Here is a 26,272-nt window from a genome sequence, read left to right as displayed (position 1 = left end):
CGTATTCATGCAGCAATCAACGCTTCGCCAGGCCCCACGCCAGACACCAATGTTGGTGTGGGGCCTGGCGCTTCTTGCACTCGCCGCCATTGTGCTGCCGATCCTGGCGCTTGGTGCACGTGTGCCATGGGACCAGCTCGGTGAGATCCTTGCCTCCGCATCGACACAGCAGTTGCTCCGCGTCACGCTGCGCTCCGCTGTCCTGGCGTGCGTCATCACACTCCTGCTGGGCACACCGCTTGCGCTATGGATGCAACACTTGCGACGAGGTGCAGGCCTTGCGCGAGTACTCGTGCTACTTCCGCTAGCGATGCCGCCGGTCGTCGGTGGTTTAGCGCTCAGCGCGTTTCTCGGACGCCGAGGCTTGGCTGCGCCGCTGTTGGACGCGCTGCATATTCAGTTCGCGTTCGCGTTTCCGGGTGTCGTCGCTGCACATGTGTTCATTGCGCTGCCGTTCGTTGTCATCACACTTGACGCGGCGCTGCGGCAACTCGATCCGGAGATTACATACTCGGCCGCGGGCGTGGGGCTGAGCCCCTCGACGATTACTCGCAAGATAATCCTGCCTGCAATCGCGCCCTCACTCGTCTCTGCGGGCGGGCTGGCGTTTGCGCGCTCGCTCGGCGAGTTCGGCACCACGTTGACCTTCGCCGGCTCTATGCCTGGCACAACGCGCACCATGCCGTTGGGCATCTATATTGCCCGCGAAGTAGATCAGGACGTCGCGTATGGGCTATCAGCCATCCTCATCGCACTGGCGGTGCTCACACTTGCCGCATCGACGCTACCGACGGTCTTCCTCTCGCGTACGCGCTCCCGTGAAGTCGCTCGCGCCACCCACGAGGTGGACACGGAACGGCTGCGCCTACTGACAAGCCCCGAGGACGGGGGCGTACCCGTCGTCATCGGTGAAACAACGTTCCCTGCGAACGCCACGACGGCGCTCATTGGCTTGAACGGCTCGGGGAAGACCACTCTGGTCGGCAGGATTGCAGGGCGCCTCGGCGGTTTGCGCACCTTGATCGGCGACCGCGTGGTTGATGCGGGCACGTCGTCGAGCAAGCTTGTCCCGGCGCACAAACGCGGAGTTGTGTTGCTTACCCAGAACCCCGGTCTGCCACCTACGTCGACCCCACTGAAGGCTGTCGCGATGGTCACTGGCAGCAAACAGCGCGCACTTGAGCTGCTGACCTCAGCGGGGCTGCGCGACCTTGTCGACGTCCCCGTCCGCGCCCTCTCTGGCGGTCAAGCATCGCAGGTGTCGCTAGTACGAGCGCTCGCCCCGCGCCCCCGCGTGCTAATTCTTGACGAGCCACTCGCTGCGATCGACGTGAACTCTGCGCATCACTGGCGCCAGGTACTGCGGGCTACGGCGCACGACCGCACCACGATCGTGATTACGCACAACCCATTGGACGTGGCCAACCTTGCGGAATACGTTGCGGTAATGGACCGAGGCAACGTCATCAGCCTGCGGCCGACGGCCGAGGAGCTCAAAGTTCCGGCGACGCAGTTTTCTGCACGGCTCGCTGGCGTGAACTGGTTGCCCGCTAGCGTGAACTGGATTCCAGCGCACATGGTGGGTGCCGCGCACCAAGGTTCCGTTGCGTGCGTGGCAACCACAGTCGGTGAGCTCACCGGTGTCGCCTCAGAGCAGTGCGAACAGCATGAGCATGCCGTCGTAGTCTTCGCACCGCAGGACGTCTCGCTACACGTCCCAGCCGGAGCAGCGCCGGGAGATTACAACTCACTGGAGGCCACCGTGGCCACAGTCGATGTCAGTACCTCGGGTGGCCTCACTGTGGAGCTCGACGTCCACGGTGCGGTTGTGGCGCTCCCGGTCCAGCGTCAGGAGGCACTCGATGCGGGCATTGAGCCCGGCGCATCTGTAACGTGCTACGTCAAAACGGATGACATCGCCATCTACCCAAAGCCGACGGATTAGCCCCCGGCGAACGGTGGCAACACATCAACGCGCTCAGCGGACTCGAGCGAGTCAGTCTGCTGGGCACGTTTTCCGTCGATCAGGAAGGTGCAGCGCGCCAGGATGTCTGCGAGCGTTTGGCCTGCGTCGGTGGTGCCGTTGTGGCGCGAAGCGGCGTCGGTAAGCAGTTCCTGCAGTGTGGCAAAGTTCCCAACTTCTTCCTGTGCGACGCCTGTGGCCGCGCGTGCGGCGGCAAAGTAGTGAATTTGCATGTCGTCCATGGTAGCGAACTGGTGGTGGCGCGTAGAGTAGGCGCCATGACACGAACTACTGAGGAGCACCTGAGTGCGGTGCGCGAGGCCGTCGGCCCTCGGCTTTCGGAGCGCATCAGCGTCGTTGAAGCTGGCAAGCAGCAGCGTGTGCTCGCGGCCGATGTTGTTGCCGTGCGCGAGCAACCGACCTTCGATAACTCGCAAATGGACGGGTACGCGTTGACGCAGGTGAAAGCGCACACGGCGACGATCGGCCCGACGATTGCCGCAGGCGCTGACCCCGACGAACTGTATCCAGAAGGCCTGCAGGGCGTTGTGGCGCCGATCATGACCGGCGCGAAGCTTCCTCGTGGCACGGTAGCAGTCGTCCCAGTTGAGCGTTGCACCCCGCCGACGTTCGGGGCAACTGGTGAACCTGTCAAGATCCCTGAGGTCAAGCGTGGTCAGTTCATGCGCCTTGCGGGCAGCGATATCCAGCCCGGGGCTTGCATTGCGCATCGCGGTGATGGAGTGACACCGGCGCTTGTTGGCGCCGCGATCAGCCAGGGAATCGAGACCGTTGAGGTCGAGCGCACTGCGCGCATCTTAGTGATCACGGGTGGCGCTGAGGTCTCCCCGAGCGACCAGGCCACAGGCCCCGCGACAATTCCGGACTCGAACGGTCCGATGCTTGAGGCGCTAGCCGCGCGCCATGGCATCGAGGTTGTAGCGCGCCTACTGACCAACGACGATCCTGAGGCACTCGAGCGAGAGGTCGCAGCAGCAATCGAGGAGCACCAACCCGATGCGATTGTGACTTCGGGTGGGATTAGCCACGGCAAGTTCGAGGTCATCCGTCAGGTGTTTACGGATGGCTGGTACGGACATGTCGCTCAACAGCCCGGCGGGCCACAAGGCATCTCTGCGTTTCACGGTGTGCCTGTACTGAGCCTGCCAGGCAACCCGATCTCCACCATCGTGTCATTCGTCCTCTACGTCGCACCAGTGTTGGGTCGCGCGCCAGCTCCTGTACGCGTAGCTATAGATACAGATGTCGTTGGAATCGCCGACAAGGATCAGTTCCTGCGTGGTGAAATTCGAGAGGGCCTTGCGCATCCGTACCACGGTATAAGCTCGCACCTGCTTACCCAGGGTGCCACCGCGACCTGCCTGATCCGCATTCCCGCCGCGGCTACGGTTCCCGCGGGTACACCAGTCATGGTCTATCCGCTGTAGATTGTGCCTATGAATACCAATCAACGCACGGCACGGGTTATCGTGGCTTCTACGCGAGCAGCCGCTGGTGTCTACGAGGACAAGTCAGGTCCGATCGCGGTCAGGTTCCTGCGGGAAGCGGGGTTCGACACCCCAGACGCCACCATCGTGGCCGATGCCGACCTTTCGGATGCGGTCCAGGAGGCACTCGGCGCTTCCCCGTCGGTACTGCTGACCTCGGGCGGAACCGGCATTACACCGGATGACCAAACGGTTGATATTGTGGAGCCTCTGTTGGACCGGCAGCTGCCAGGTATCGTGCACGCGTTCTGGGCCTATGGTCAGCAGCAAGTCGCGACGGCAGTGCTGTCGCGTGCTGTCGCCGGAGTGGCGGGCCGCACGTTTGTCATGACACTGCCAGGTTCACGCGGCGGGGTGAAGGACGGGTGTGCCGTACTCGCTCCCCTGCTCGACCACATCACTGCACTCATAGAAGGATCACATGAGCACTAGTTCACAACCAGCCTCTACTTCGGACCCACAGTTCGTCGCCGAGCAGGTCAATACCGTCATCGACGCACGCATTACCGAAACGCCGCTTGAGCAGTTCGCTGCGGATGCGGCCACGGCTACAATGACGCGCTCCATGGGTGCGCTCGTCCGCTTTGAGGGCGTTGTCCGCGACCATGACGGCGGGCAGGCAGTGCGTTCGCTGACGTACGAATCGCACCCCAGCGCCCAAGACGAGCTCCGCGCGATTGTCGAAGACATCGCCCAACAACACCCGGTGCGAATCTGGGCCGCCCACCGAGTCGGCTCCGTGCCGATCGGCGAGATGGCGTTCCTGGTCCTCGTGGCCAGTGCGCACCGCGCCGAGGCATTCGCCGCCTGTGAAGAGGTCACCAACAGAGTGAAATCACAGGTCCCAATATGGAAAGAGCAGTCCATGGCGGACGGCGCAACGCAGTGGGTTGGTATCGATGACGCTCGATGAGCGCTACCTACGGCAAACCACACTCATCGGTGAGAGGAAGCAGCAACAACTTTTCGACGCCCACGTCGTTGTTCTTGGCGCCGGAGGCTTGGGGGCTCCGACCTTGCTGTACTTAGCCGGTGCTGGCGTCGGCACGATCACTGTCATCGACGACGACCGGGTGGATCTGTCCAACCTGCACCGGCAGGTCATCCATACCACCGCTGCCATCGGTACCGCAAAGACGGCGTCGGCAAAGGCACAGATGTTGGCGTTGAACCCGGATATCAACGTCCGCACTGTATCCGACCGCCTCACGTGGGATAACGCACTGCAGCTGCTCAGTGACGCTGACATCATCGTCGACGGCACTGACAACTTCCAGACTCGCCACATCGCATCGCACGCGGCCGCGCGCTTGGGCGTGCCGCACGTGTGGGGGTCAATCCTCGGGTTTGAAGCACAGCTCACGGTGTTTTGGGCAGGCCACGGGCCAATCTACGAGGACCTCTTCCCCGCTCCACCAGCACCAGGCAGCGTGCCCTCTTGTTCCCAGGCAGGCGTGGTCGGTCCACTTGTAGGCGTTGTCGGGTCCGCGATGGCAATGGAAACCATCAAGCTCATCACCGGACTCGGTTCGCCACTAATTGGCCAGATTGGCTACTTCGACTCACTCACAGGTATGTGGGAGTACATGCCGCTTGCCGCAGACCCAGAGGTCACTGAGCGCGTGCGTACGAGCGCACCTCCACAAGGACCGGCGGAAGTCACCACCATTCCGGAAGGCGCCACGATTCTCGACGTCCGCGAGCCCGAAGAGTTCGCTGACTTCCACCTTGACGGCGCCATCAACGTGCCGCTCGGCACCATTATCGATGGCTACACACCGCCAGAAGCGCAGCCCGGCACCATTGTGGTGTGCGCCCGAGGGGCGCGCTCAGCGCAAGCTGTTGCAGCGCTCGATGCGCGCGGCGTGACCGGCACAGCGAGCCTGCGCGGGGGCGTCGAACAGTTCCGCCCCCTTTCAGGCCTGTAACAGCCAGGACGGATTAAGCGCGGGTCAGCTCGCCGCGTACCGGACCCGCTACCTCGAGCTCGATGACGCGTAGTCCGGCCTCGCGGGCGTCGTCAAGCAACTCCTCGTCAACGTCCGTCGTGGTCAGAACCAGGGCGGTCGGGCCCGCGCCAGAGACGAAGGCTGCGTAGCCACGGTTACGCAAGCGGTTGACCCACTCAGCGGTGACCGGCAGCACGTCAGCACGGTACGGCTGGTGCAGGCGGTCGCGGGTGCCCTCCCAGAGCAGCTCGGGGTGGGACTGGATGGCAACCGTCATCACCGCGGTACGCGACACGTTGAAACGCGCATCCGTGTGCGTGACGTGGCTCGGCAACACCTGCCGCACCGCGTTGGTCGAGGCGTGGAAGTTCGGCACCAGCGCCACCGCACGAATCGAGGGATCCACGGGGACCCCGACAGCCCGGTAGACCGGATGCGATACACCATCGACAGGAATCTCGGTCCAGGAGACAACCGCCCCGCCGAGCACAGATGCGGCAGCATTATCAGGATGCCCCTCGAACGCCGAGGAAAGCTGCACAACTTCCTCTGTGGAAAGCGGGTTACCAGCCAGTGTGTTTGCCGCCACAACGCCTGCGACAGCCGCAGAGGCCGACGAACCAAGCCCACGAGACTGCGGGATGTTGTTCGTGCACACCACGCGAAGGCCTGGTACAGAAACATCAGCAGCCTTGAGGCCAGAACGAATCGCTTTGACTACGAGGTGAGAGCCGTCGCGCGGCAGGTCCTCGGCGCCTTCGCCGAAGATTTCCACCTCAAGCCCGGACTCGATGACCTCAACCTCGACAGTGTCGTAAATGGAGAGAGCGAGCCCCAACGTATCGAAGCCCGGTCCTAAGTTCGCCGACGAACCCGGCACCGTCACAGTCGCCTTTAGGCCTACTTCAATGTCTGTCGCCATGATGTGCTCCTTGTCTGTAGGTATCTCAGCTTAGGCGTCTAGGCGGATCACCGAGTTGATTTGCTGCACATCCGGGTGCTGCGAGAGGCGCTCCACGATGTCACGTAGGTCCTTCTCCAGCGCCTTGTGCGTCACCACGATCAGGTGTGCCTCATCGCCGGACTCCTCCTGGCGCACTGCGGAGAGCGACACGTTTGCCTCCGCAAACTTTCGGGTCAGCTCCGCCAGCACACCAACGCGGTCGTTGACGGTCATGTTCACGTGGTAGCGAGTCGCCACCTCGTCGAAGCCGACCACTGGGTAGTTCGCGTACGGGTTCTCCGCTGGTGCACGACCGCCGTGCACCTTGTTGCGGGCTGCACCGACCAGGTCGCCCAGCACTGCAGACGCGGTAGGAGCGCCACCAGCACCGTTGCCGTAGAACATCAGGCGGCCAGCAGCCTCAGCTTCGACGAAGATGGCGTTGTACGACTTATCAACGCTCGCCAGCGGGTGCTCGTTCGGGATGAGCGTCGGGTGAACGCGAGCATTAACAGCAGTGGTCTTACCGTTTTCGTCGTAGAGGCGCTCACAGATCGCCAGCAGCTTAATCGTCTGGTTCGACTGCTTCGCCGCAGCAATATCCTCAGCAGTAATCTTCGTGATGCCCTCGCAGGACACATCGTCGAACGTGACTCGTGTGTGGAAGCCCATCGAGGCAAGGATCGCTGCCTTGGAAGCCGCGTCGTGCCCCTCAACGTCGGCGGTCGGATCAGCCTCTGCGTACCCCAAACGGGTCGCCTCAGCGAGTGCTTCCTCGTAGGTCGCTCCAGTCGAAGCCATCGCGTCCAAGATGAAGTTAGTCGTACCGTTCACAATGCCGGAAATGCGCTGAACCTGGTCACCGGCCAACGAACGACGCAACATACCAACAACTGGAATCGCCGCAGCAACCGCTGCCTCATAATAGAGATCGACGCCTACTTCATTCGCGGCGTCGGCAAGCTCGGAACCGTGCGCTGCAACCAGCGCCTTGTTTGCCGTAACAACGGACTTACCTGCCTTCAGAGCAGACAACACCAGTTCACGCGGGTAGTCGATGCCGCCGATGACCTCGACTACAACATCAACGTCATCGCGAGTGATCAGCGAGCGAGCGTCATCAGTCAGCTCAATGCCTTGCACCTCAGGCGCATCCTTGTGCTTTTCCACGTTGGAGACCGCAACACCGCGCACCTCAAGTGGGCCACCGATACGCTGCTCAAGATTGTCAGAAAACTCCCGAATGAGGCGAAGCACCTCACTGCCCACAGTGCCTTTCCCCAAAATAGCGACACCGACCGGCTGACCAATTCCCTTACCTGGGTAATTACCGTTACGGCTCTCTGCAGATTCGACCGACATCTCTAGATTCTCTCCTACTTCGATACTGGTACGTTCAGCTACGGCGCAGTGTACCGCTTTGTCTATTTCGCACAGAATACATTCTTATTTATATTCACGCGAGAGAATGTCTTCAACAGTTTCTCGCCGCACCATCGGCTTGATCTTTCCAGCCCGGACCGCGACCACGGCAGGGCGCCCAAATGAGTTGTAATTCGAGCTCATCGGGTAGCAATACGCTCCTGTCGCAGGCATCGCGATCAGGTCGCCGCTGACAATGTCGTCCGGCCACTGAGCATCCTCGATGAGAATATCGCCGGACTCACAGTGGGAACCCACCACACGAGTTGCCACCGGCTGGCCGCCTGTAAACCTGTTGACCACCCGGCCCTCGTAGACGGCGTCGTAAAGCGCTGGACGAATGTTGTCGCTCATGCCACCGTCAACGGAAATGTAGCGACGCGTCTTGGTGTACGAAATCTCGACGTCTTTGACCACGCCCGCGCTGTATAGCGTAATGGCAGATGGCCCGGCGATCGCACGGCCAGGCTCGACAACCACGGTCGGCGACGAGATGCCGAGTTCACCGGCAACCTCGTCGACGGCAGCCAACAGATCTTTCGCAACCGCAGCAACGTCCAATGGCGCTTCTTCCTCAAGCTGCGCGATGCCATATCCGCCGCCAAGGTCCAAGTACTCAAGCGCAACGCCGCGCTCGGTCCAAATCTGCGCATACAGCGCAAGCACACGTTCCGCGGCGAGCTTGAACCCCTCTGCATCAAAGACCTGGGAGCCTACGTGGCAGTGCAGGCCGGTCAGGCGAAGATGCTCCGCATCGATCGCGGCACACGCCGCCTGATAGGCAGAGCCAGACGCCAAGGAAATACCAAACTTTTGGTCCTCGTGGCTCGTCGCGATGAATTCGTGTGTGTGCGCGTCTACGCCTGGCTTCACGCGGATAAAGACCTCTTGGGTGGTCCCCATTTCCCCGGCAAGCTCATTGAGCTCTCGAAGCTCCTGGTGAGAATCAAGGACGACGTGCGCTACCCCGGAATCGATGCACAGCTGCAGAAAGCTGCGTGACTTGTTATTCCCGTGCACCGTAATCCGCTCTGGCGGAAAGTTTGCAGCAAGCGCAATGCGAAGCTCATTTTCGCTCGCAACATCAAGCGCGAGGCCTTCCTCGTCAACCCAGCGGGCAATGTGCGTGGTCAAGAACGCCTTCGACGCGTAGTGCACATGTGCTGGGTCACCGAACGCCTTTGCCATATCGCGACACCGCGAGCGGAAGTCGTCCTCATCCACCACCATGACGGGCGTACCGTACTCTTCGGCAATCTCTGGAAGGGGCACGCCAGCGATAGTCACGACCCCGTCTTCTTCTCGTCTGGTGTTGCGTGGCCATACGTGCGCGGGAAGCGCATCAAACGCTGCGGTCATGTACTTCCTCCTACATCCGTTCCGGCGCGCTCACGCCGATCATGCCGAGTGCGTTTGCAAGTACCTGGCGCGCTGCCATCGCCAGTGCAAAGCGCGCGGTATGCAACGGCTCAACTTCTTCGCCAGGCTTCGGCAGGATCTGGCAGGCGTCGTAAAACTTGTGGAAGGAGCTAGCTAGTTCCTCCGCGTAGCGCGCGATTCGGTGCGGTTCGCGCAGCTGCGCGGCGGTGCTCACTACCTCTGGGAACTCACCCAGGGTACGAATGAGGTCGCCCTCCTTTTCATGCTCGAGCAACGCAACGTCCGCGCCGTCGGTAGTGACGCCAGCTTCCTTCGCCTTGCGAGCGATGGAGCACAGACGCGCGTGACCGTACTGCACGTAGTACACGGGATTGTCGGAGGACTGCTTAGTCCACAGGTCAAGGTCAATGTCCAACGTGGAATCCACAGAGGAGCGCACGAGCGAGTAGCGAGCCCCGTCAACGCCGATAGCGTCCACGAGATCGTTGAGAGTAATGATCGTCCCGGCGCGCTTCGACATCTTGACTGGCTGGCCATCACGCACAAGGTTGACCATCTGACCAATGAGCACCTCGACAGCCTCAGGGTCATAGCCAAGAGCCTGCGCTGCGGCGCGGAGGCGCGCAATGTAGCCGTGGTGGTCCGCGCCAAGCATGTAGATCGCCAGTGTGTGACCGCGGTCAAACTTGTCTGCCACGTACGCGATGTCGCCTGCGATGTAGGCGGCGTCGCCATCGGACTTCAGCACGACACGGTCCTTGTCGTCGCCAAAATGGGAAGAGCGCAACCACCAGGCGCCCTCGTTTTCGTACAGGTTGCCGTTGTCTTTGAGCGTTGCAATCGCCTTATCGACGGCCCCACTCTCAAACAGCGAATTTTCGTGGAAGAACACGTCGAAGTCCACGCCGAACTCGTGTAAGGACTCCTTGATCTGAGCGAACATCATTTCCACGCCTGCGGCACGGAACGTTTCCTGCACGTCTTCGGGGCTGCCATCAAGCGCATTCGGTTGCTTCGCCACAATGTCGGCGGCAATGTCATTGATGTAGGAGCCGCCGTAGCCGTCCTCTGGAGTCGGCTCTCCCTTTGCCGCTGCTACTAGTGAACGTGCGAAGCGGTCAATTTGGCCACCGTGATCGTTGAAGTAGTACTCGCGGGTCACCTCGGCACCGCTCGCCTCTAGCACGCGGCCAAGCGAGTCGCCCACAGCTGCCCAGCGGGTCCCGCCAAGGTGGATCGGGCCGGTTGGGTTCGCCGAGACGAATTCGAGGTTGATGCGCTGGCCGTCAAGAAGAGATGAATTGCCGAAGGTCTCGCCTGCCGCCAAGATGTCCGCAACCAGCTGTCCCTGCGCGTCCGTGGCGAGGCGCAGGTTCAAGAACCCTGGGCCTGCGACGTCAGCTTCTGCGATTGCGGGGTTTTCCAGGAGGGCGTCGGCAAGCCACTGTGCAAGCTCGCGCGGGTTCGTACCGGCTTTCTTCGCCACCTGCAGTGCGATATTCGTAGCGTAATCGCCGTGCTCAGGGTTGCGCGGGCGCTCGACGGTCACTGCATCGGGCACGACGGATGCGTCGAGATTGTGGTCGGAAAGCACCTTGACGGTCGCTTCATGAACTGTTGTAGCGAGATCAGCTGGAGTCATGGGCAAACAGTCTAATTCACGTGCCGGACATTCTCCCTATTCCCCCATAAATGCCGCGCGACCCCCATTTGACTACCCCCACCATAGGTACTGAAAACGCTACTAGCTTGAACTTCTACAGACCTCATCCATTTGTGTGACCTAGCATACTTTTTGGTTTTCTCATTGCAGATGTCACCACAGTACTTTGGGGAGGTATTTTGTGTAGCCCTCTGACTCCAAGGAGTGTCTCAGTGGACAAGTTTCAAATTATTACCGACGCAGTAGGGGGAAGCCTCGGGCTTTCTGCGCTCGTTTCCACGATTCCCCTTCTGACGTTTTTCTTCATGCTGCTCGCGGTCAAAGCTCGTGCGCACACGTCCGGCGCAGTAGCGCTGGTCGCAGCTATCGCAGTCGCGATACTCGGGTTCAACATGCCAACCGAGATGGCACTTGCGACTGCACTACGCGGCGGATTATTCGGACTCTTCCCAATCGTGTGGGTGATCTTGACCGCGATTTGGTTTTACCAAATTACGGTTGCATCGCGTCGCTTTGAGGATCTTCGCCTGGTCTTTGACAAGATGGGCAGCGGCGACGTCCGCATCCAAGCAATGCTCATTGCATTCTGCTTCGGTGGCCTACTCGAGGCCCTCGCTGGATTCGGCGCACCCGTCGCGATTACCGCGACGATGATCCTGGCGCTCGGCATCCCACCTTTGAAAGCCGCAACGGTAGTCCTGATTGCAAATACAGCGCCTGTGGCATTCGGCGCCGTCGCCATCCCCATTACCACCGCGGGCGAGGTCGGTGGCCGCACCCTCGAGCAAACGCAGAACATCGCCGCGATCGTTGGCCACCAGACCCCTCTGCTCGCATTCTTTGTTCCTTTCATCATCGCAGCAATTATCGACGGCTGGCGAGGCATCAAAGAAACCGCGCCTATCGCGGTGGCGATCGGACTGAGCTTCGGCATTGCCCAGTGGTGGACATCGAACCACTTCGCCTACCAGCTCACGGATGTCGTAGCCTGCATCGTTGCCCTTGGGGCTGCCTTCGTGGCGCTTCACTTCTGGAAGCCTTCGACTACCGCCGCTCTCCGCGAACGCCTCGGCTTGCCTGAGTACGAGGACAATACTGAACTGCCTGGCACCCGCGTGTGGATGGCGCTGATGCCGTACGCAGTCGTGGTTGTCGTCTTCGGTCTAGCGAACCTGGGCACAACCATCCCGCAGTGGCTGAGCTCGTTCAAGATCAGCCTGACATGGCCTGTTATCGAGCGCGGACTGCTCTTCAACCAGCTGGGTGAGCCAATCAACACCGACTACACCTTCGCCTACATCAACAACCCCGGCACGCTCCTGGTCATTTCTGGCCTCATCGTCGCTATCGCCTACATGATCTTTGACGGCAACGGTCTCTACCAGCTCAACTGGGCACAGGTGGGACGTGAGTTCGTCGATACTTTCTGGCGCATGCGTTGGTCATCCACCACTATCATGTTGGTGCTCGCGTTGGCCTACGTCATGAACTACTCGGGCCAGACCGTTTCTATCGGCGAATTTTTCGCCAACATGGGCGGCGTATTCGCATTCGCTGCCCCAGTGCTTGGTTGGGTCGGCGTGGCAGTAACAGGCTCCGACACCTCCGCCAACGCGCTGTTCGCTAACCTCCAAGTCACCGCTGCAAATAAGTTGGGCCTCAACCCGGACCTGATGTTGGCGGCAAATACGACCGGCGGTGTCGTCGGAAAGATGATTTCGCCGCAATCCCTCGCTATTGCCGCGACAGCTGTGAATTTGGAGGGCAAAGAGTCCGAACTCTTTAAGAAAGTTGCAGGCTTTTCCGTGGTCTTCTTGGTTGCGGTGTGCCTGATTGTCTTCCTACAAACCAACCTACTGAGTTTTCTAGCTCCAACTGTTGTACCGTAGACGTATTACCATTATCTGTATCGTTCACGACCATCAAAGGAGTCCACATTGCGAGTAGCACTGTTTTCTACTTGTATCGGTGACGCCCTGTTTCCTGACGCCCACAAGGCCTCAGCACTTGTCCTATCTCGTCTGGGCTACGACGTAGTCTTCCCTGAGGGACAAACCTGCTGCGGCCAGATGCACGTCAACACGGGCTACCAGGAACAAGCTGTGCCAATCATTCAGACATATGCCGATGCGTTTGCCGACCCTTCCATCGACTATGTTGTGGCCCCTTCCGGCTCGTGCGCTGGTGCAGTTCGCGAACAGCACGTGCGCCTCGCCGAACGATACGGCAACAAAGCACTTGTCGACGGCGCTACGCAAGCAGCGAATAAAACCTACGAGCTCACCGAGTTCATCGTGGACGTCGCTGGCGTGACCAACCTCGGCGCGTTCTTCCCACACAGGGTGACTTACCACGAGTCTTGTCACTCTCGCCGCTTCCTGAAGGTCGGCGACCGCCCTTACAAGTTGCTTGAAGCCGTCGAAGGCATCGAGCTCGTGGACCTGCCGAACGTCGAAGAGTGCTGCGGATTCGGCGGCACCTTCTCGGTGAAACTGCCCGAGGTTTCCGCGGCGATGGTTTCCGACAAGGTGCGCCACATCAAGGAGTCAAAGGCGGAGTTTGTCACTGCCGGTGACTCCTCGTGCTTGATGAACATCGCTGGCGCGATGAGCCGCCAGCACAACGGCATCCGCGCGCTGCATATTGCAGAGATTCTCGCATCCACGAAGGAACACCCGTGGACGCCTACGACCGCTGCGTATTCGAAGGAGAAAATGCTGTGAAAGTTGCACTCGGCAAGCCAACGATGCCCCCAGTGGCGCAAGGACCGAACCACCTGCGTGGCTCGGAGCGCTTCGGACAGGCTGCGCACCACGAACTCGATAACGTTACGAAGCGTCGTAACCTCAACTACGCAACCACTGCTATTCGTGTAAAGCGTCAAAACGTTGTCGACGAGCTCGACGACTGGCAGGAGCTTCGCACCGCTGGCTCCACCATCAAGCAGGATGTTGCGGCTCGCATGCCTGAGCTGCTCGAGGAGTTCGAGCGCAACGTCACCGCGCGTGGCGGCCACGTCCACTGGGCGCGCGACGCCAAGGAAGCCAACGACATCATCGCTTCGCTCATTGAGGAGACAGGCGAGACTGAGGTTGTCAAGATCAAGTCGATGGCAACGCAGGAGATCGCGCTCAACGAAGAGCTGGAGAAGCGCGGCATCCACGCACAGGAAACTGACCTTGCGGAGCTCATCGTGCAGCTTGGTGAGGACTTCCCGTCGCACATTCTCGTGCCCGCAATCCACCGCAACCGCGAAGAAATCCGAAACATCTTCGTGGATAAGATGCCAAACACCGACGACTCACTGACGAACAACCCGGCAGAGCTCGCCGAAGCCTCCCGAACCTTCCTACGCGAACAGTTCATGAAGGCGAAGGTCGCGATCTCGGGTGCCAACTTCGGCATCGCGGAAACCGGTACCGTATCCATCGTCGAGTCCGAGGGCAATGGCCGCATGTGCTTGACCTTGCCGGAAACACTGATCTCAGTGATGGGCATCGAAAAGCTCCTGCCATCGTTCGAGGACCTCGGTGTCTTCCTGCAGTTGCTGCCACGCTCCTCCACCGGTGAGCGCATGAACCCGTACACCTCGCTGTGGTCCGGTGTTACTGAGGGCGACGGCCCGCAGAACTTCCACATCGTGCTCCTGGACAACGGTCGTACCCACGCGATGTCGAATGAGATCGGCCGCGAGGCGCTGAAGTGCATTCGCTGCTCCGCATGTCTCAACGTGTGCCCGGTCTACGAGCGCGCTGGTGGCCACTCCTACGGCTCGACGTACCCTGGCCCAATCGGCGCGATTATCACGCCGCAGCTGACCGGCATGGAGTCCGCCGAGGACCCGAACGCGTCGCTACCGTTCGCATCTTCCCTGTGTGGGCGCTGCAACGAAGTGTGCCCAGTGAAGATCCCGATCACAGACATCCTGCTTGAGCTTCGCCACCAAAAGGTAAAGGAGCACAAGCCTTTCCTGGAATCCACGGCCTTCGGCGCTATTTCCCTGCTGTGGGGCAAGCCTGCACTGTGGAACGCCGCAATGCACGTTGTAGCGCTGGGTCGCGTACTTGGCGGTTTCAAGGGCGAGATTTCCTCGATGCCCGGTTTCGTTGCTGGCTGGACCGACTACCGCGACGTAGCAGTTCCGCCGAAGAAGTCGTTCCGCCAGTGGTGGAATACGGACGAGGCGAAGGACCTCCTCGCTGAGGCCCGTCGCGAAGGCATCCCAGCTAATGTCAGGAAGGATGGCTAACAATGTCAAGCACCCGAAATGAAAGCGCGAAGCGCGAGATTCTTGACCGCATCCGCACTGCACAGAAGCTCTCCCATACCCCAGAGCACGTCGAACCTGTGCGCGAGTACCGCACCACCAGCGACCACACTCCCGAGCAGCTGCGCGAGATTCTCATCGATCGTCTCCTGGACTACAAGGCCACAGTTGTAGAGACAACGGAGGAGACCCTTGCCGCAGACATCGCCGATATTCTGGCGAAGCGCGAGGCAACCGAGATTGTTTACGCCCCGGGTCTCGACACCGCGCTGTTCGAAGAGTTTGCTGGCAGCGCCCGCCCAGACGACCCATCGAGCGATCCGCGTGAGCTCGGCACTATCGGTGCCGCAGTAACGGATTCCCACGTCACTTCAGCACAGACCGGTTCGATCGTGCTCGAAGCTGGCGAGCTGTGCGGCCGCCGTGCACTGTCACTGGTCCCCGATCGCCATGTGGTCATCGTCCGTCCAGAGTCAGTGGTCTACGGCGTGCCGGAAATGATCGCTCGCATCGATCCGGAAAAACCCGCTACCATGATTTCTGGTGGTTCAGCGACCTCAGATATCGAGCTTGTTCGTGTCGAGGGCGTCCACGGGCCCCGCGACCTGATCGTGATGGTTGTGAAGTAGAAACACACCGTCGACATTCCCTACCGATCAGCGCATCGGTAGGGATTTGTCTTTTCGCACCCCAACGGAAGGAATGCAATGCGCACCACAGCTTCAGTAATTGCGGCGCTCGGACTGCTTGGCATGGCCGTCGTAACGCCTGCTACTGCGCAGCCAGCACCGGCTGTGCAGTGGACCAAATGCCCGAAAGAAGTCAAAGATTCAACAGCGCAGTGCGGACACATCGACGTCCCCATGCGCTACAACCAGCCGAACGGCAAAAAGATTCAAATTGGATTCGTACGAGTCCCAGCGAAAACCCAAGCGCGCCGAGGCGCACTGTTTACCAACCCCGGTGGCCCAGGTGGCGACGCCTACGCTTACGCAGCCGGCAACATTCTTGATTTCCCGAAAGAACTCAACAACGAGTGGGACATCATCGGTGTGCAACCCCGTGGCCTGCCCGGCTCGACTGCACTTGAGTGCGCAATTCCCGATGTGAACGATCCTGGCCAGATAGCCAAGCTCACTGCTGACAGTCTCTTCAACGCAGGAGGTTTCAACCGTTCGGCCTGCCAAGGCGACAAGCCTGGCTACCCCGAAACCATCACCACGGAGAACACCGCGCGCGATTGGGAGGAAGTTCGACGCGCGCTGGGCTACCAGCAGATTTCCATCCTCGGTGTCTCCTACGGCACGTACCTTGGTTCCGTATACGCGACGCTATTCCCCCAGCACACCGACAAGGTTGTGCTTGACTCCGCAATGGATCCAACCCGTTCCTGGAACGGCATTGCCGCCGACCAACAAGCAGCGTACGAGAAGGCGCTCAACGAATACTTCGCGTGGGTAGCACTCAACGACGCCAAGTATCACATGGGCAACACTCCCCTGAAGGCGTACCAGTACTGGTCGCGCAAGGTAAGCGCGCAAGCGGGAACTAATCCCACCGTCACTCCCCCGCCTGCACGCGTTGGCGATCTGCCAGCGGGCCTGGAGTTCGCCGGACAGGCTGGCGCGGACGCCATGACAGCAGTCGGGAAAACCCGTGTCGAAGGTGAAGGCGTCATCAGCCGCATGCTGAACCCTGGTGCTGTACAAGCTAAGTCGCCGCTCCTGCAGGAGACCCGCGCTATGCTTCCAACCCCAAAGATGTGGGACTACCTGGCACGGTCCACAAACGGCACCCTGACCGCTGAAGAATCGAAGCAGCCGTCCAAGGAAGAGATTCAGCAGGCGGTGGATCAGATGATGGCGGTCGAGCAGCTGCAGGCTGCCCAGTGGTGCAATGAGAACGTTGTCCCCGGCGACCCAACGCTGCTCCCCTCATTTGCATGGTCACAGCTCACGGGAGACCCGTTTACGTTCTTCAACGCTTCACGCGGCTCAGGGTGGTACTGCAACGGCGCCGGCGCAGTCACCGGAATCGCGCCACTCAACGGGGCGGCATTAAAGACTCGCCCATTGCAGCTGTCCGCGACCCGTGACCCCCAGACGCCGTACTCAGGCCACGGACAACTCGCCCGCAGAATGGGAACCCAGGTAGTCACGATTCACGGCCCGGGCCACGCGCACTTCGGCACCGGCAATAAAGTTGTCGACGCCACCGTCATCAACTACCTGCGCACCGGCAAGGCCGATCGCACTGATGCACCAGGCTACTGGGAGGCCCAATAGCAGCTACTTTCCGCAGTCTTAGGCCAGTTATGTGCCCAGCATATCTGGTGCTAAGATTGCGTCATTGCTTGTGAATAAGCAGTGAGTCTCCGTAGCTCAGCGGATGAGAGCATCGGTTTCCGGTACCGAAGGTCGCAGGTTCGAATCCTGTCGGGGACACAATTTTTCAACCCCCGCTACCTGGTGAAATTCCTGGTAGCGGGGGTTTGTTGGTTTTGACTGATTTTACCTGAAATCGTCTCCCCTACGCTTTCAGAACGCAATTTCGTGCTAAAACTCCGGGGGAATCACAATCCAGGCCACTATATACAGGATGAACAAAGGCACAAACGCCGTGCAGAGCCCAATCAACACCGTGCCGATTCGTACAATCGCAGGGTCGAGTCCAAAGTACTCCGCGATGCCGCCACAGACCCCGCCGATGTATTTGTCCACCATGGAACGCTGTAGCCGCTTCGGTGCCGGGTTCGGTTGGTAGTGAGGTTGGTTCGTCGGATAAGACATGGCGCCTCGCTTTCCTAGAGTCGTTACTTGTTATGCCCAGGGCCGGTTTGCGCACCGAGTACACCCTGAAAAAATCTGGTCAAAGCTGGGATGTCGGCGTCATCAAGGTGGTCGAACACCAGGCGTCGCACGCTTTCAACGTGGCCCGGGGCTGCAGCCTCGAGTCGCTGTAGACCGTCCTCGGTGAGCGCTACCAAGACGCCACGGGCGTCTCCCGGGCTCTTCTGCTTTGATACCAAACCGCGCTTCTCCATGCGGGTGACCTGGTGCGATGTTCGGGATCGGTCCCACTCCAGTGCACCGCATAAGTCACGCAAGCGCATCGTGTACCCATCCACTTCTGAAAGGCTGACCAGCACAGAGAACTCCGAAGTCGACAAGTTTGAGTCTGCCTGGAGTGTGTCGTCGAGCGCGCGCGAAATTTTGCGCGCAGTGGCAAGCATGAGCCGCCACAGGTCTTGCTCGGCATCGCTGAGCCAGTGGGGTGCGTCAGACATGCACCCCACTGTAGTAGATCAACCAAACAGTTTCATAGCATTAATTAATTGGTTTTTAGCTGCTCAATCTCGTATCGGTTGCTACTGGCAACGCCGTCGTACCGGTTGGGGTAACACGTCAGCACAATCACTTGAGCATGCTTGCCCACCCTGTTAAACAGCGCGTTCATCAGTTGCAGCCGGTGGGGGTCCGTCGCGCCGAGTGCATCGTCTATCACCACAGGTACCGGTGCTGTTCCATCACGGGCGACAAGCTCCGCAATGGCAAAACGGGTCAGCAAGGCGAGCTGCTCCTGTGCGCCACCAGAAAGCTCCTCGATCGGCAGAGACACACCAGCAACGTTGCGGCGGGTGATTTGCAGTTGGTCGTCGAGCTCGAATTCCACATCTCTGCCAAACAGCGCCCCCGCGTAGCCCTCCAGCGCAGCAGCGAACGGCGCCGCGTAGCGCGCATTCGCCTCTTCACGGTAGCGCTGTAGCGTGTCATACAAGAGCTTGGTTGCCTCAGCACGGCGGGTGGTTCGGCGGTACTCAGACTCAGCTGCGTCCAACATCGCTTCGGCTCGGTCGACCTTTTCCGCGATACCAGTCGCCATTTCAAAAAAGCTTTTCAGCTCGGCAACGCGCCTATCGGCGGCATTGTAGCGGTCTTGCAAGTTCACGACGCGGGTTTGCGCGCTTTCGAGCAGCGCCTGTGCCATGTCCACGTTGGCCTCGTTTGCCGCCGTGGTGACCTCTTCAAGTTTTGTGCGCGCAGCGCTCAGTCCAGCCTCAGCAGTTGCTTGTGCCTCGCCCAAGTCTTCCGACGTTGTATGTTCCTGCTCTGTTCGCAACTCTTCATCGGCGTTACGTACTGCTTCCTCGTGCGTTGCGAGTTTGGTCTCCAGTACAAGCAGTGCTTGGCGGGCCTTTCGCTCCCGGTGCGGCTCCAGCGCAGCCACCGCCACTTCCGCGTCATGCTGGGCATTCTGTAAAGCAGCCTCTGCAGCAGCGGCCTCGTGCTCAGCAGCATCGAGTTCCTTTAAAGCTACGCCCTCCCCCAAGGCCTCAGCGTGCTCTGCGTGTAGTTTCTGCAGCTTTAGGTGGCGTTCCTGTAGCGCAGATAGGTCTCTGCCTGCGAGGATGTCTTCCCTGCGTCGCTTGGCTTCCTCCACGCGTTGAGCAAACGTCCGATGCTCATCGCGCTTCGCTCGCGCCTCCGCAACGTCAGCACAACCAAGGCCCGCGAGTAACTCCTCAAGCGCGCGCTCCGCATCTTCCACCACGCTGTACTGGTTCGCGCCGCTGGCGCCAGCGCTGTAGGTCAGATGGAACTCACCGAATTCAAAGGTGGTGGCGTCGAAAAGCTCGATAGTGCGCTCGCCTTTGACGTGTGTGGGGGCATCGTCGTGCACGAAGGTGGCGTCATCGGCATGCACGGTCAGTTTCGCGGTCGAGGCTGCACGGATGGTGCGCTGTACCTTTACTTCACTCGCAGCTTCTTCCACTCGAGTCACATCGGCGTCGGTGACGGGACGACTAGGGGCCTCAGCAACGAGTTTTTGATACTCGGCTTGCGCACCGTCAACCTGGTCAAGCACTGCCTGCAGATCTGAGAGTTCCTGTTGGCACAGCGAGTACTCACGCAGAGCGCTGGCACGGCGTGCCTCCTCGCGTGCATTCGTCAGTGCAGCTTGACGCCGCTCCACGGTTTCGGTGAGTGTCGCAATGGTAGCTTCCTCTTCATCACTGGCTTGCTGGGCGGCGCCCTTCTCCTGCTCGAGCGCTGCCTGCTGCTCACCCAACAGTGCGACGCGCTGCTCCAACTTCTTCCTGTTTTCCACATCCTGCGCTGCGCGCTGTGCCGTGAGCTCTGCGTATTTCACAGCTGCTTGCGCAGCCTGAAGTTTTGCGGCAACCTCTTCGGCGCGCTTCGCCTCGGCTTGACTGGACTCAAGATCTCGCTGTGCTTCCGGCAGCTCATCCTGGATCTGCTGCATTTGCTGCTGCAAGCGCTCAACTTCTACGACTTCATTGTCAAACTTCCGCTTTTCCTGCAACAGCGATTCGTACTGTTGCTGCGCTTCTTCTGCTGCTTTCCGGAGCTTGTCGTATTCGCCACGCGGGCGACCTGTGGGTGTGAAGTACGCTGTGTATTCGTCGCTGATGCGCTGCATGAGCGCAGTGTCATCGTAGGCGGCTTCCTCTGCGCTGCGTCCAGCGTCCCCATCAAGGGTCCGCACAACACTTGGGATGCCCGCTGCGCTGATCCCTGCTGCGAACTGTCCCTGGCGCAGGAAGAGCGTCGAAGCGAGCTCCTGGTCAAGGTTTTCCGCGAGGATCCGTGCAAGCTCATCGTCAGCCTCACGCCCGGTGTATTGGCGCAGCTGCGGTCTGGTGATGTTGAGCTCCGAGTACTTCCCTTTCCCCCACTGTTTGGCAATGGTGAAGCTGTAATCGCCAACCGTCGCCTCAAGCCGCACTGCAGGCGAAACGTCCCTCCCGATCGGAGTGAGCACGCCAATCTTCTTGCCTCCGGCAGTGTGGCGTTCGTTGAGCACTGTCGTCAGCGCGTCAAGGATGGTGGATTTGCCTGCTTCGTTATTGCCATGGATCACGATCACACCGGTATCTGGCAGGTCACGGAGCTCTAACCGCTGAATACCACGGAAGTTTTCAATGGTGATCGAATGGATGCGCATTTAGTTCACTTCCTTGGAGAATCGGAACAGAAGGTTCACAGCGTCACGTGCTGTCGCAGAGCCTTTAGCATCGTCATGCGCGGATGCCTGGGAAATCAGGTCCCGCATCGCCTCGGCCGCGTACCCGCTCAGCGGAAGGTTTTCGAGCTCGTCATCGCTGGGCGCCAGGTGCAGGCTCATGAGCCGTTCACGCTCATACAACGCAGCGAACACCGGCTCAAGCCGCCCGATCGCCTGCTCAAAGGTCGCCATCGCCGCAAGGCCAAGCGTGCCGCGGACGGAATACTTCACCACAGTGCGGTCCTTGTGCTCGTAGCGTTCAAGCTGCTCCACTATCCTTTCGACGTCACCTTCGTCACTGACCTCCCAGTCCAATGCCTCAAATGTCCACGCTCCCGTCTCAACCGGCTCGACGTTTACAACGCAATCTTCCGTGGAGGACTTCGTAATCTCGACGACGAGCGTGTTACCGGAATCAACCTCGCCGCCGCCACCAGGGCCACCGATAGCAAAGTCGTGGAAATCAGTGGTTTCCGGGCTGCCCGAGAACCACACGCGCCCACTCGTGCCGAGTGACTGCGTAGAGTGCGTATCCCCCAACGCGACGTAATCGATCACCCCCGAGGCCAGCTTCTCCTCCAGCAAATCCAGATCGATGAGCGCTTCGGTCTGTTCTTTGCCGTAGCCATCCACTTGGCCGTGGCCGACAAGCACTCGAATTCTATCCGTTGGTTCCAAATCGCGCGCGGCGCGAGCGCATAAGTCCTCAGAGGCGTATCGGGCTTTGAGAGGCGCGCCGACAAGCTCAACGCCCGGGACGACCTCTACGGGATCGAAGGAATCGAGCACGTGCACATTCTCAAGGTCATCGGTGGCGTAGAAAATGGAGTCCGCCACCAGCGGGTCATGATTACCCGGGAGCAAGTACACCGGCACTGGCAGGCGCTTCAGCACCTCGAGCGCTCGTCCAAGCGTCTCCCGCTCGAGCGCGTTGTGCTCAAACACATCGCCGGCGATCACAATACAGTCTGCATCATGCTCCGTGGCTACTTGGCCGAGGCGTTCAACGGCGCGCAAGCGGGCGTCGTCAAACCTCGATTGGGCTTCGGAGCGCAGAAACTTCCGAGTCATGCCAAGCTGCAGGTCAGAGGAGTGGATAAATCGAAACGTGTTCACATACTCACTACTACCAAACGGCTCGGACATTAGTCTTCAGTTTCAGTCAGAGCATAGAACAGATCTTCGATATCGGAGACCGCTCGTAGCTGGTCGATGTTGGTAAAGGAAATTGTCTGCATCGCCTTGTGCAACATCGTGATGTCAGAATCTTCGATCATCGGAGCGACTTTCGGGGTAGGCAAATCAGGTAACGCGCCGCCTTCCCAAAAGTCCGGCTGCGGGCGCGGTGTAGACGCCGTGACTTCGCCCGGCGCGTCAGGCTGCGCTGCCTCGTGCTGCACAGTCGGTGGCGCCATGCCGGTCAGTCGCACAATCGAGCTATCCCGAAGTTGGAGAATGAATTCGTGGTGTTCGCTCATGCGCTGTGCTGCCTGATACCCCACTGCGACAATGTGTTTGCAGGCTACGACGGGATCGGGGCAGCTACAGTGCAGCCGAAACTCCTCAGGACCGTTGGCGATCAAGGTGTCCAACGCCTCATCGGTATAGACGCCATTGCGCGCTTTCATCAATGCCGCGGAGTCGTGCGCAATGTCGGATAGCAGCCCGCCGATGTCAGCAGCGGTGCGCCGTGGTAGCTCAATGACGGTGTGAAATGGTTCGATTTGTGAGCCGGTCACAACCGCATCGATCCCACTAAGCCGCGGGTAGAGCTCGGCGACGTGACCGCCGTTGGCGTACGCAATGCCCCGCTTGATGCGACCAGCATCGCTGTATCGCACGACTGCTTCCCAGATCCTGCGGCCTGCGGCATTCCACGTCGCAGGAACGTCTTTGTACCGCGATCGAGTCTCAGAAGCTTGCTTCGCCTGCTTCTGTTCCGGGGAGCGCCGACGTGCGCCGAAGTTTGCATAAATAACGTTGTCTTCGCGTGGTCGCTGGGTGCTCATAGGTTGCGCTCGCCTCCGTTTCCTCGGTAGCTCATCAGCTGTGCCAGATCGTCAGCGTCGAGTTCCGTAATCCAGCCTTCGCCCTCGCCAATCACCGCACCTGCCAGGTGCATCTTGCCATCCAAGATGTCTTGGATCGATTCCTCCATGGTTCCGCGCGTAATCATCTTGTACACCGTGACGTCTTTCTTCTGGCCAATGCGGAACGCGCGGTCCGTCGCCTGGTTTTCCACGGCGGGATTCCACCAACGGTCAAGGTGGATCACCATCGATGCAGCAGTCAGGTTGAGTCCGGTACCACCTGCTTTAAGACTCAGCAGCATCGCGCGCGGCCCGTCCGGCTCCTGGAAGTGCGCAACCATAGCATCGCGCGCGCTCTTTCCTACCCCACCGTGGAGAAACGGGATGAGCTCACCGAGGTAGTCGCTCAGGTAGGGCCGCAGGATGTCACCAAACGCTTTGTACTGGGTAAAGATCAACACTCGTTGGTCGGTTCGCACTGCCTCATTGAGCAGCTCCACAAGGCGGGCGACCTTACCGGACCTGTGGTGGCCGTCGGCAAGTACTGGTGATCCATCGCCCAGGAAGTGAGCCGGGTGGTTGCAGATCTGCTTGATGCGAGTGATCGTGGCAAGCACGAGACCTTTACGCGCCATACCCTTGCGTTCCTGCAGTTCGCGCTGCATGCGGTCAACGAGTGCCGTGTAGAGCGCCGCTTGCTCCGCAGTCATGTCCACTGTCAGTACATGCTCAGCCTTGTCCGGCAGGTCATCGATGATCGCGGTGTCCGTCTTCAGCCTGCGCAGGATAAACGGCGCGGTGAGGCGCTGCAGGCGCTCCCCCATCTCGTCGGCGAGGCCCTCGTCCCGGCGCGACTCAATTGCCCGTGCGAAGTGGTTGCGGAAGAAGGACTGCGAGCCGAGGATGCCGGGGTTCACAAAGTCGAGGAGACTGCGCAGCTCGGAGAGCTTGTTTTCAATCGGGGTGCCTGTCAGCGCGATACGGTGGCGAGCTGGCAGCGCTCGCACGCTTTTCGACGCCCTCGTCCCCGCATTCTTAATCGCCTGAGCTTCGTCGAGCACCACATGGTCCCATTCGATCAAAGACAAGTCGATCACATCGCGCGATGCGATCCCATAGGAGGTGATGGTGACGTCATGCTTCTTGAGAGCCTCACGCAGTTCCTCTCCCTTGTACCGGGCACTGCCGTGGTGGACATATATAGAAAGGTGCGGCACGAACTTCGCGGCTTCGCGTGCCCAGTTGCCCACCACGGAGGTCGGCGCAACAACGAGGGTTGGTCCGGTGCGCTGCCCGCGTTCTGCTTCGACGGCAAGCAGGGTGAGCAGCTGGAGCGTCTTGCCGAGCCCCATGTCATCGGCAAGCACGGCACCTAGGTGGTTGCGGGACATGTAGTAGAGCCAATCCACGCCACGACGCTGGTACTCGCGGAGCTCAGCATGCACAGTTCTTGGGATGTCGACGCGCTCCGGCGCCGGGCGGTCCATTCCGCCGACCAGAGACGTAAACCAACGGGACCCAGTGAACTCAAGCGGCGAGTCTGGTCCACTCTCCAGCGCGAGCTGACGCAGCTCCTCCGCGGTTACCGCACCGTGTTCCTCTGACGCTTCGAGTTTCTGGTACTCCTCCTCGAGCTGGTCGGCGCGGGCAGCGAGCGCTTCGGCGTCATCTGCTCCCGCATCAGCTGCAAGCTGCGCGGTCGTCCGGGCTTCTTCTGCTTCACGCTTAGCCCGCGCCAGCGCCGTCCCGTGGAGTTTCTCCATGTACCGCTTCGTGCGCTCGAGGTGTCGTGTATCGGCGAGCACCCACTCGCCGCGCAGCTTGATCAGCCCAGACTTCGACTCGACGAGCCGCTGCATTTCGTCATCCGTCAGTTCAGTGCCGCCGATGCTGACGCGCCAGTCGTAATTGACCAGCTGGCCGAAGCCAAGCCGGGTCACCGCTGTTGCGTCGTACGGGTTCTTCGCTTCCGAAAGGTGCAGCTTCGATGTTGTCTCTGCAGTTGTCCAGGCGCGTGGCAGCATCACCGCGTAGTTCGCAAGCCGAAGCTTGCTCACCTCAGTCTCCACGAATTGCACAATCTCTTCCGCGGACAGGTACACGTCCCAGTCGCCATCGAGCGCAGAGCCCGGCGTTGTCGCGGCACGCCGGTGCGTCGATGGATCAATCAGGTCGGAGACCCTGATGGCGTCGCGAAGCACGGAGTGGAGCTGCTGCACCGTATAGGCGTCATACTCCGACAGCCGGATGGGCCGCGGCGATTCATCGCCGGAGCGCACGTTCACCCGGATCGGCCACTGCGTGAACGCTTCATCGCCCCCATCTTCTGCGTCTGCGGGCTGCTCCACGATGAAGACCAGTTGGAAATTCGTCGCAGTGATTGAGCCGTTCCACTGGCTCATCTGTCGCGAAAACGCGCTAGAGCCTCGCCGTAGCGGCGTCCCGTGAAGCAACGACTGTACAAAATCGTGCCACGGAAACGGGCGCTCACCGCGCAGCATAGGGGAGTTACGCAGCTGGGCAGACGCGATCCAGTGCACAAATGTGCGCGAGCAGTCTTCGTCGAGCCGTCGGTTGTTCTCCGTAAGTACGCCTGGCGCAGCCGCAATCATGTCCGCGAGCCAACCGCGTTCCTCCACCCCGGTGCCGAGCTGCCACTGCGCGAACCACTGAAAGTCCTGAGACGGCACGTGAATCGATACCCTGCCAGCCTGTACAAACCGCTCAAGCCCGAGAAACATCTGGATGAGCCACAAAAGATCCGGGGCTACCGACGCCCGCTGTTGCTCCGTGAGCCCTTCCGGTGCCGGAACGTCTGGGTCCAGGAGGAAGGACATTGCTCGTAGAAACTGTACTGCCTCATCGGGGGCGAATGCTGCCGTCGGCACCCGGAGCCGCAATAGTTTGCCTTTCGGCGTGCGCAACATGACCTTGCCGCGGTGGCGGAACTTGACCCCTTCGAGCAGTGTGTGGACTGGTTCGGGGAAGGTCCCCTTCGGCACTTCGTCGAGTGTGATGATTTTATGGCCAGCCACCTGCTCGACCCAGACCTGCAAGCCAGAATCTGGCAGCCACAGCCCGTGAAGAAGGAATTTTGGCAAGCCCACCCTTATACCATCC

At 60.2% G+C, this 26,272-nt stretch carries 21 protein-coding genes and 1 tRNA gene; 11 read left to right on the top strand and 11 right to left on the bottom strand.

The genetic code is table 11. The annotated features are described in order from the left end of the window. The first annotated feature begins 7 nt into the window (after nt 1-7). A complete protein-coding gene (locus HMPREF3170_RS10300) occupies nt 8-1,945 on the top strand; it encodes an ATP-binding cassette domain-containing protein (protein ID WP_070479511.1) in 1,938 nt (645 codons plus the stop codon). Here the strand turns inward: HMPREF3170_RS10300 and HMPREF3170_RS10295 are convergent. After that, nucleotides 1,942-2,196 (bottom strand): MoaD/ThiS family protein, encoded by a 255-nt coding sequence (locus tag HMPREF3170_RS10295; protein WP_070479545.1) that lies wholly within the window; start codon nt 2,194-2,196, stop codon nt 1,942-1,944. The two genes, HMPREF3170_RS10300 and HMPREF3170_RS10295, sit on opposite strands and share 4 nt — an antisense overlap. Nucleotides 2,197-2,241: 45 nt before the next feature. On the opposite strand from HMPREF3170_RS10295, the gene HMPREF3170_RS10290 reads away from it, so the two are divergent. Genes HMPREF3170_RS10290 through HMPREF3170_RS10275 form a run of 4 tightly spaced genes read left to right on the top strand, consistent with a single transcriptional unit; the run spans nt 2,242 to nt 5,399 of the window. Further along, entirely contained in the window at nt 2,242-3,411 is a 1,170-nt protein-coding gene (locus HMPREF3170_RS10290; protein ID WP_070479509.1) for a molybdopterin molybdotransferase MoeA, read from the top strand. Nucleotides 3,412-3,420: 9 nt separating this feature from the next. Then, nucleotides 3,421-3,903: a MogA/MoaB family molybdenum cofactor biosynthesis protein gene (locus HMPREF3170_RS10285; protein WP_070479507.1), complete on the top strand. Its 483-nt coding sequence runs from the start codon at nt 3,421-3,423 to the stop codon at nt 3,901-3,903. Beyond that, entirely contained in the window at nt 3,893-4,384 is a 492-nt protein-coding gene (locus tag HMPREF3170_RS10280; protein WP_070479506.1) for a molybdenum cofactor biosynthesis protein MoaE, read from the top strand. Before HMPREF3170_RS10285 ends, HMPREF3170_RS10280 begins: the two co-directional genes overlap by 11 nt. After that, nucleotides 4,371-5,399: a ThiF family adenylyltransferase gene (locus tag HMPREF3170_RS10275; RefSeq protein ID WP_070479504.1), complete on the top strand. Its 1,029-nt coding sequence runs from the start codon at nt 4,371-4,373 to the stop codon at nt 5,397-5,399. Before HMPREF3170_RS10280 ends, HMPREF3170_RS10275 begins: the two co-directional genes overlap by 14 nt. Before the next feature lie 13 nt (nt 5,400-5,412). Here HMPREF3170_RS10275 and thrB read toward each other — a convergent pair whose 3' ends face one another. From thrB to argS, 4 genes are all read right to left on the bottom strand, one after another. After that, nucleotides 5,413-6,342, bottom strand: a complete 930-nt coding sequence (thrB, locus tag HMPREF3170_RS10270) for a homoserine kinase (protein WP_070362638.1) — start codon at nt 6,340-6,342, stop codon at nt 5,413-5,415. Nucleotides 6,343-6,372: 30 nt separating this feature from the next. After that, complete coding sequence (locus HMPREF3170_RS10265; RefSeq protein WP_070362639.1) at nt 6,373-7,725, bottom strand: homoserine dehydrogenase; 1,353 nt, start codon at nt 7,723-7,725, stop codon at nt 6,373-6,375. 84 nt (nt 7,726-7,809) lie between these two features. Then, nucleotides 7,810-9,144: a diaminopimelate decarboxylase gene (gene lysA / locus HMPREF3170_RS10260; protein ID WP_070479502.1), complete on the bottom strand. Its 1,335-nt coding sequence runs from the start codon at nt 9,142-9,144 to the stop codon at nt 7,810-7,812. 10 nt (nt 9,145-9,154) lie between these two features. Beyond that, the gene (argS, locus tag HMPREF3170_RS10255; RefSeq protein WP_070479500.1) at nt 9,155-10,807 is read right to left on the bottom strand and encodes an arginine--tRNA ligase; all 1,653 of its coding nucleotides are present in this window, start codon (nt 10,805-10,807) and stop codon (nt 9,155-9,157) included. Nucleotides 10,808-11,040: 233 nt separating this feature from the next. Here argS and HMPREF3170_RS10250 point away from each other — a divergent pair, with 233 nt between their 5' ends. The 6 genes from HMPREF3170_RS10250 (at nt 11,041) to HMPREF3170_RS10225 (ending at nt 17,539) form a co-directional block, all read left to right on the top strand. After that, a complete protein-coding gene (locus tag HMPREF3170_RS10250) occupies nt 11,041-12,717 on the top strand; it encodes an L-lactate permease (protein WP_070479499.1) in 1,677 nt (558 codons plus the stop codon). Nucleotides 12,718-12,765: 48 nt separating this feature from the next. Continuing rightward, on the top strand, nt 12,766-13,551 hold the full coding sequence (locus tag HMPREF3170_RS10245; RefSeq protein WP_070479497.1) for a (Fe-S)-binding protein: 786 nt from the start codon (nt 12,766-12,768) through the stop codon (nt 13,549-13,551). Next, entirely contained in the window at nt 13,548-15,077 is a 1,530-nt protein-coding gene (locus HMPREF3170_RS10240) for a LutB/LldF family L-lactate oxidation iron-sulfur protein (protein WP_070479495.1), read from the top strand. The genes HMPREF3170_RS10245 and HMPREF3170_RS10240 overlap by 4 nt, the downstream gene beginning before the upstream one ends. Nucleotides 15,078-15,079: 2 nt before the next feature. Further along, a complete protein-coding gene (locus HMPREF3170_RS10235; RefSeq protein ID WP_070479493.1) occupies nt 15,080-15,724 on the top strand; it encodes a LutC/YkgG family protein in 645 nt (214 codons plus the stop codon). A gap of 78 nt (nt 15,725-15,802) precedes the next feature. Further along, a complete protein-coding gene (locus HMPREF3170_RS10230; protein ID WP_070479492.1) occupies nt 15,803-17,380 on the top strand; it encodes an alpha/beta fold hydrolase in 1,578 nt (525 codons plus the stop codon). Between the two features lie 85 nt (nt 17,381-17,465). Further along, nucleotides 17,466-17,539, top strand: a tRNA-Arg gene (locus HMPREF3170_RS10225). Nucleotides 17,540-17,650: 111 nt separating this feature from the next. Here the strand turns inward: HMPREF3170_RS10225 and HMPREF3170_RS10220 are convergent. Genes HMPREF3170_RS10220 through HMPREF3170_RS10195 form a run of 6 tightly spaced genes read right to left on the bottom strand, consistent with a single transcriptional unit; the run spans nt 17,651 to nt 26,253 of the window. After that, nucleotides 17,651-17,884, bottom strand: a complete 234-nt coding sequence (locus HMPREF3170_RS10220) for a PspC domain-containing protein (RefSeq protein ID WP_070362646.1) — start codon at nt 17,882-17,884, stop codon at nt 17,651-17,653. 23 nt (nt 17,885-17,907) lie between these two features. Then, nucleotides 17,908-18,381, bottom strand: a complete 474-nt coding sequence (locus HMPREF3170_RS10215; protein WP_070362647.1) for a MarR family winged helix-turn-helix transcriptional regulator — start codon at nt 18,379-18,381, stop codon at nt 17,908-17,910. 44 nt (nt 18,382-18,425) lie between these two features. After that, entirely contained in the window at nt 18,426-21,062 is a 2,637-nt protein-coding gene (locus HMPREF3170_RS10210) for an AAA family ATPase (protein WP_070479490.1), read from the bottom strand. Then, on the bottom strand, nt 21,063-22,268 hold the full coding sequence (locus tag HMPREF3170_RS10205) for a metallophosphoesterase family protein (protein WP_070479488.1): 1,206 nt from the start codon (nt 22,266-22,268) through the stop codon (nt 21,063-21,065). It abuts the gene before it with no gap. Next, a complete protein-coding gene (locus HMPREF3170_RS10200; RefSeq protein WP_070479486.1) occupies nt 22,268-23,131 on the bottom strand; it encodes a hypothetical protein in 864 nt (287 codons plus the stop codon). The genes HMPREF3170_RS10205 and HMPREF3170_RS10200 overlap by 1 nt, the downstream gene beginning before the upstream one ends. Beyond that, on the bottom strand, nt 23,128-26,253 hold the full coding sequence (locus HMPREF3170_RS10195; RefSeq protein ID WP_070479543.1) for a DEAD/DEAH box helicase: 3,126 nt from the start codon (nt 26,251-26,253) through the stop codon (nt 23,128-23,130). The genes HMPREF3170_RS10200 and HMPREF3170_RS10195 overlap by 4 nt, the downstream gene beginning before the upstream one ends. Between the last annotated feature and the right edge of the window lie 19 nt (nt 26,254-26,272).

Origin of the sequence: Corynebacterium sp. HMSC08D02, assembly GCF_001807505.1 — a bacterium.
In the GTDB taxonomy this organism is placed as follows: Bacteria; Actinomycetota; Actinomycetes; order Mycobacteriales; family Mycobacteriaceae; genus Corynebacterium; species Corynebacterium pseudogenitalium.
Note: the sequence above shows the minus strand (reverse complement) of the source record. Positions and strands in the feature narration are given on the sequence as shown.

Bases quoted from the DNA above. Each gene is read 5' to 3' on its own strand.
- lysA (WP_070479502.1), bottom strand. From the start codon at position 9,144: ATGACCGCAGCGTTTGATGCGCTTCCCGCGCACGTATGGCCACGCAAC.
- HMPREF3170_RS10285 (WP_070479507.1), top strand. From the start codon at position 3,421: ATGAATACCAATCAACGCACGGCACGGGTTATCGTGGCTTCTACGCGA.
- HMPREF3170_RS10295 (WP_070479545.1), bottom strand. From the start codon at position 2,196: ATGCAAATTCACTACTTTGCCGCCGCACGCGCGGCCACAGGCGTCGCA.
- argS (WP_070479500.1), bottom strand. From the start codon at position 10,807: ATGACTCCAGCTGATCTCGCTACAACAGTTCATGAAGCGACCGTCAAG.
- HMPREF3170_RS10205 (WP_070479488.1), bottom strand. From the start codon at position 22,268: ATGTCCGAGCCGTTTGGTAGTAGTGAGTATGTGAACACGTTTCGATTT.
- HMPREF3170_RS10220 (WP_070362646.1), bottom strand. From the start codon at position 17,884: ATGTCTTATCCGACGAACCAACCTCACTACCAACCGAACCCGGCACCG.
- HMPREF3170_RS10200 (WP_070479486.1), bottom strand. From the start codon at position 23,131: ATGAGCACCCAGCGACCACGCGAAGACAACGTTATTTATGCAAACTTC.
- HMPREF3170_RS10300 (WP_070479511.1), top strand. From the start codon at position 8: ATGCAGCAATCAACGCTTCGCCAGGCCCCACGCCAGACACCAATGTTG.
- HMPREF3170_RS10265 (WP_070362639.1), bottom strand. From the start codon at position 7,725: ATGTCGGTCGAATCTGCAGAGAGCCGTAACGGTAATTACCCAGGTAAG.
- HMPREF3170_RS10210 (WP_070479490.1), bottom strand. From the start codon at position 21,062: ATGCGCATCCATTCGATCACCATTGAAAACTTCCGTGGTATTCAGCGG.
- HMPREF3170_RS10280 (WP_070479506.1), top strand. From the start codon at position 3,893: ATGAGCACTAGTTCACAACCAGCCTCTACTTCGGACCCACAGTTCGTC.
- HMPREF3170_RS10275 (WP_070479504.1), top strand. From the start codon at position 4,371: ATGACGCTCGATGAGCGCTACCTACGGCAAACCACACTCATCGGTGAG.
- HMPREF3170_RS10290 (WP_070479509.1), top strand. From the start codon at position 2,242: ATGACACGAACTACTGAGGAGCACCTGAGTGCGGTGCGCGAGGCCGTC.
- HMPREF3170_RS10215 (WP_070362647.1), bottom strand. From the start codon at position 18,381: ATGTCTGACGCACCCCACTGGCTCAGCGATGCCGAGCAAGACCTGTGG.
- HMPREF3170_RS10235 (WP_070479493.1), top strand. From the start codon at position 15,080: ATGTCAAGCACCCGAAATGAAAGCGCGAAGCGCGAGATTCTTGACCGC.
- HMPREF3170_RS10230 (WP_070479492.1), top strand. From the start codon at position 15,803: ATGCGCACCACAGCTTCAGTAATTGCGGCGCTCGGACTGCTTGGCATG.
- thrB (WP_070362638.1), bottom strand. From the start codon at position 6,342: ATGGCGACAGACATTGAAGTAGGCCTAAAGGCGACTGTGACGGTGCCG.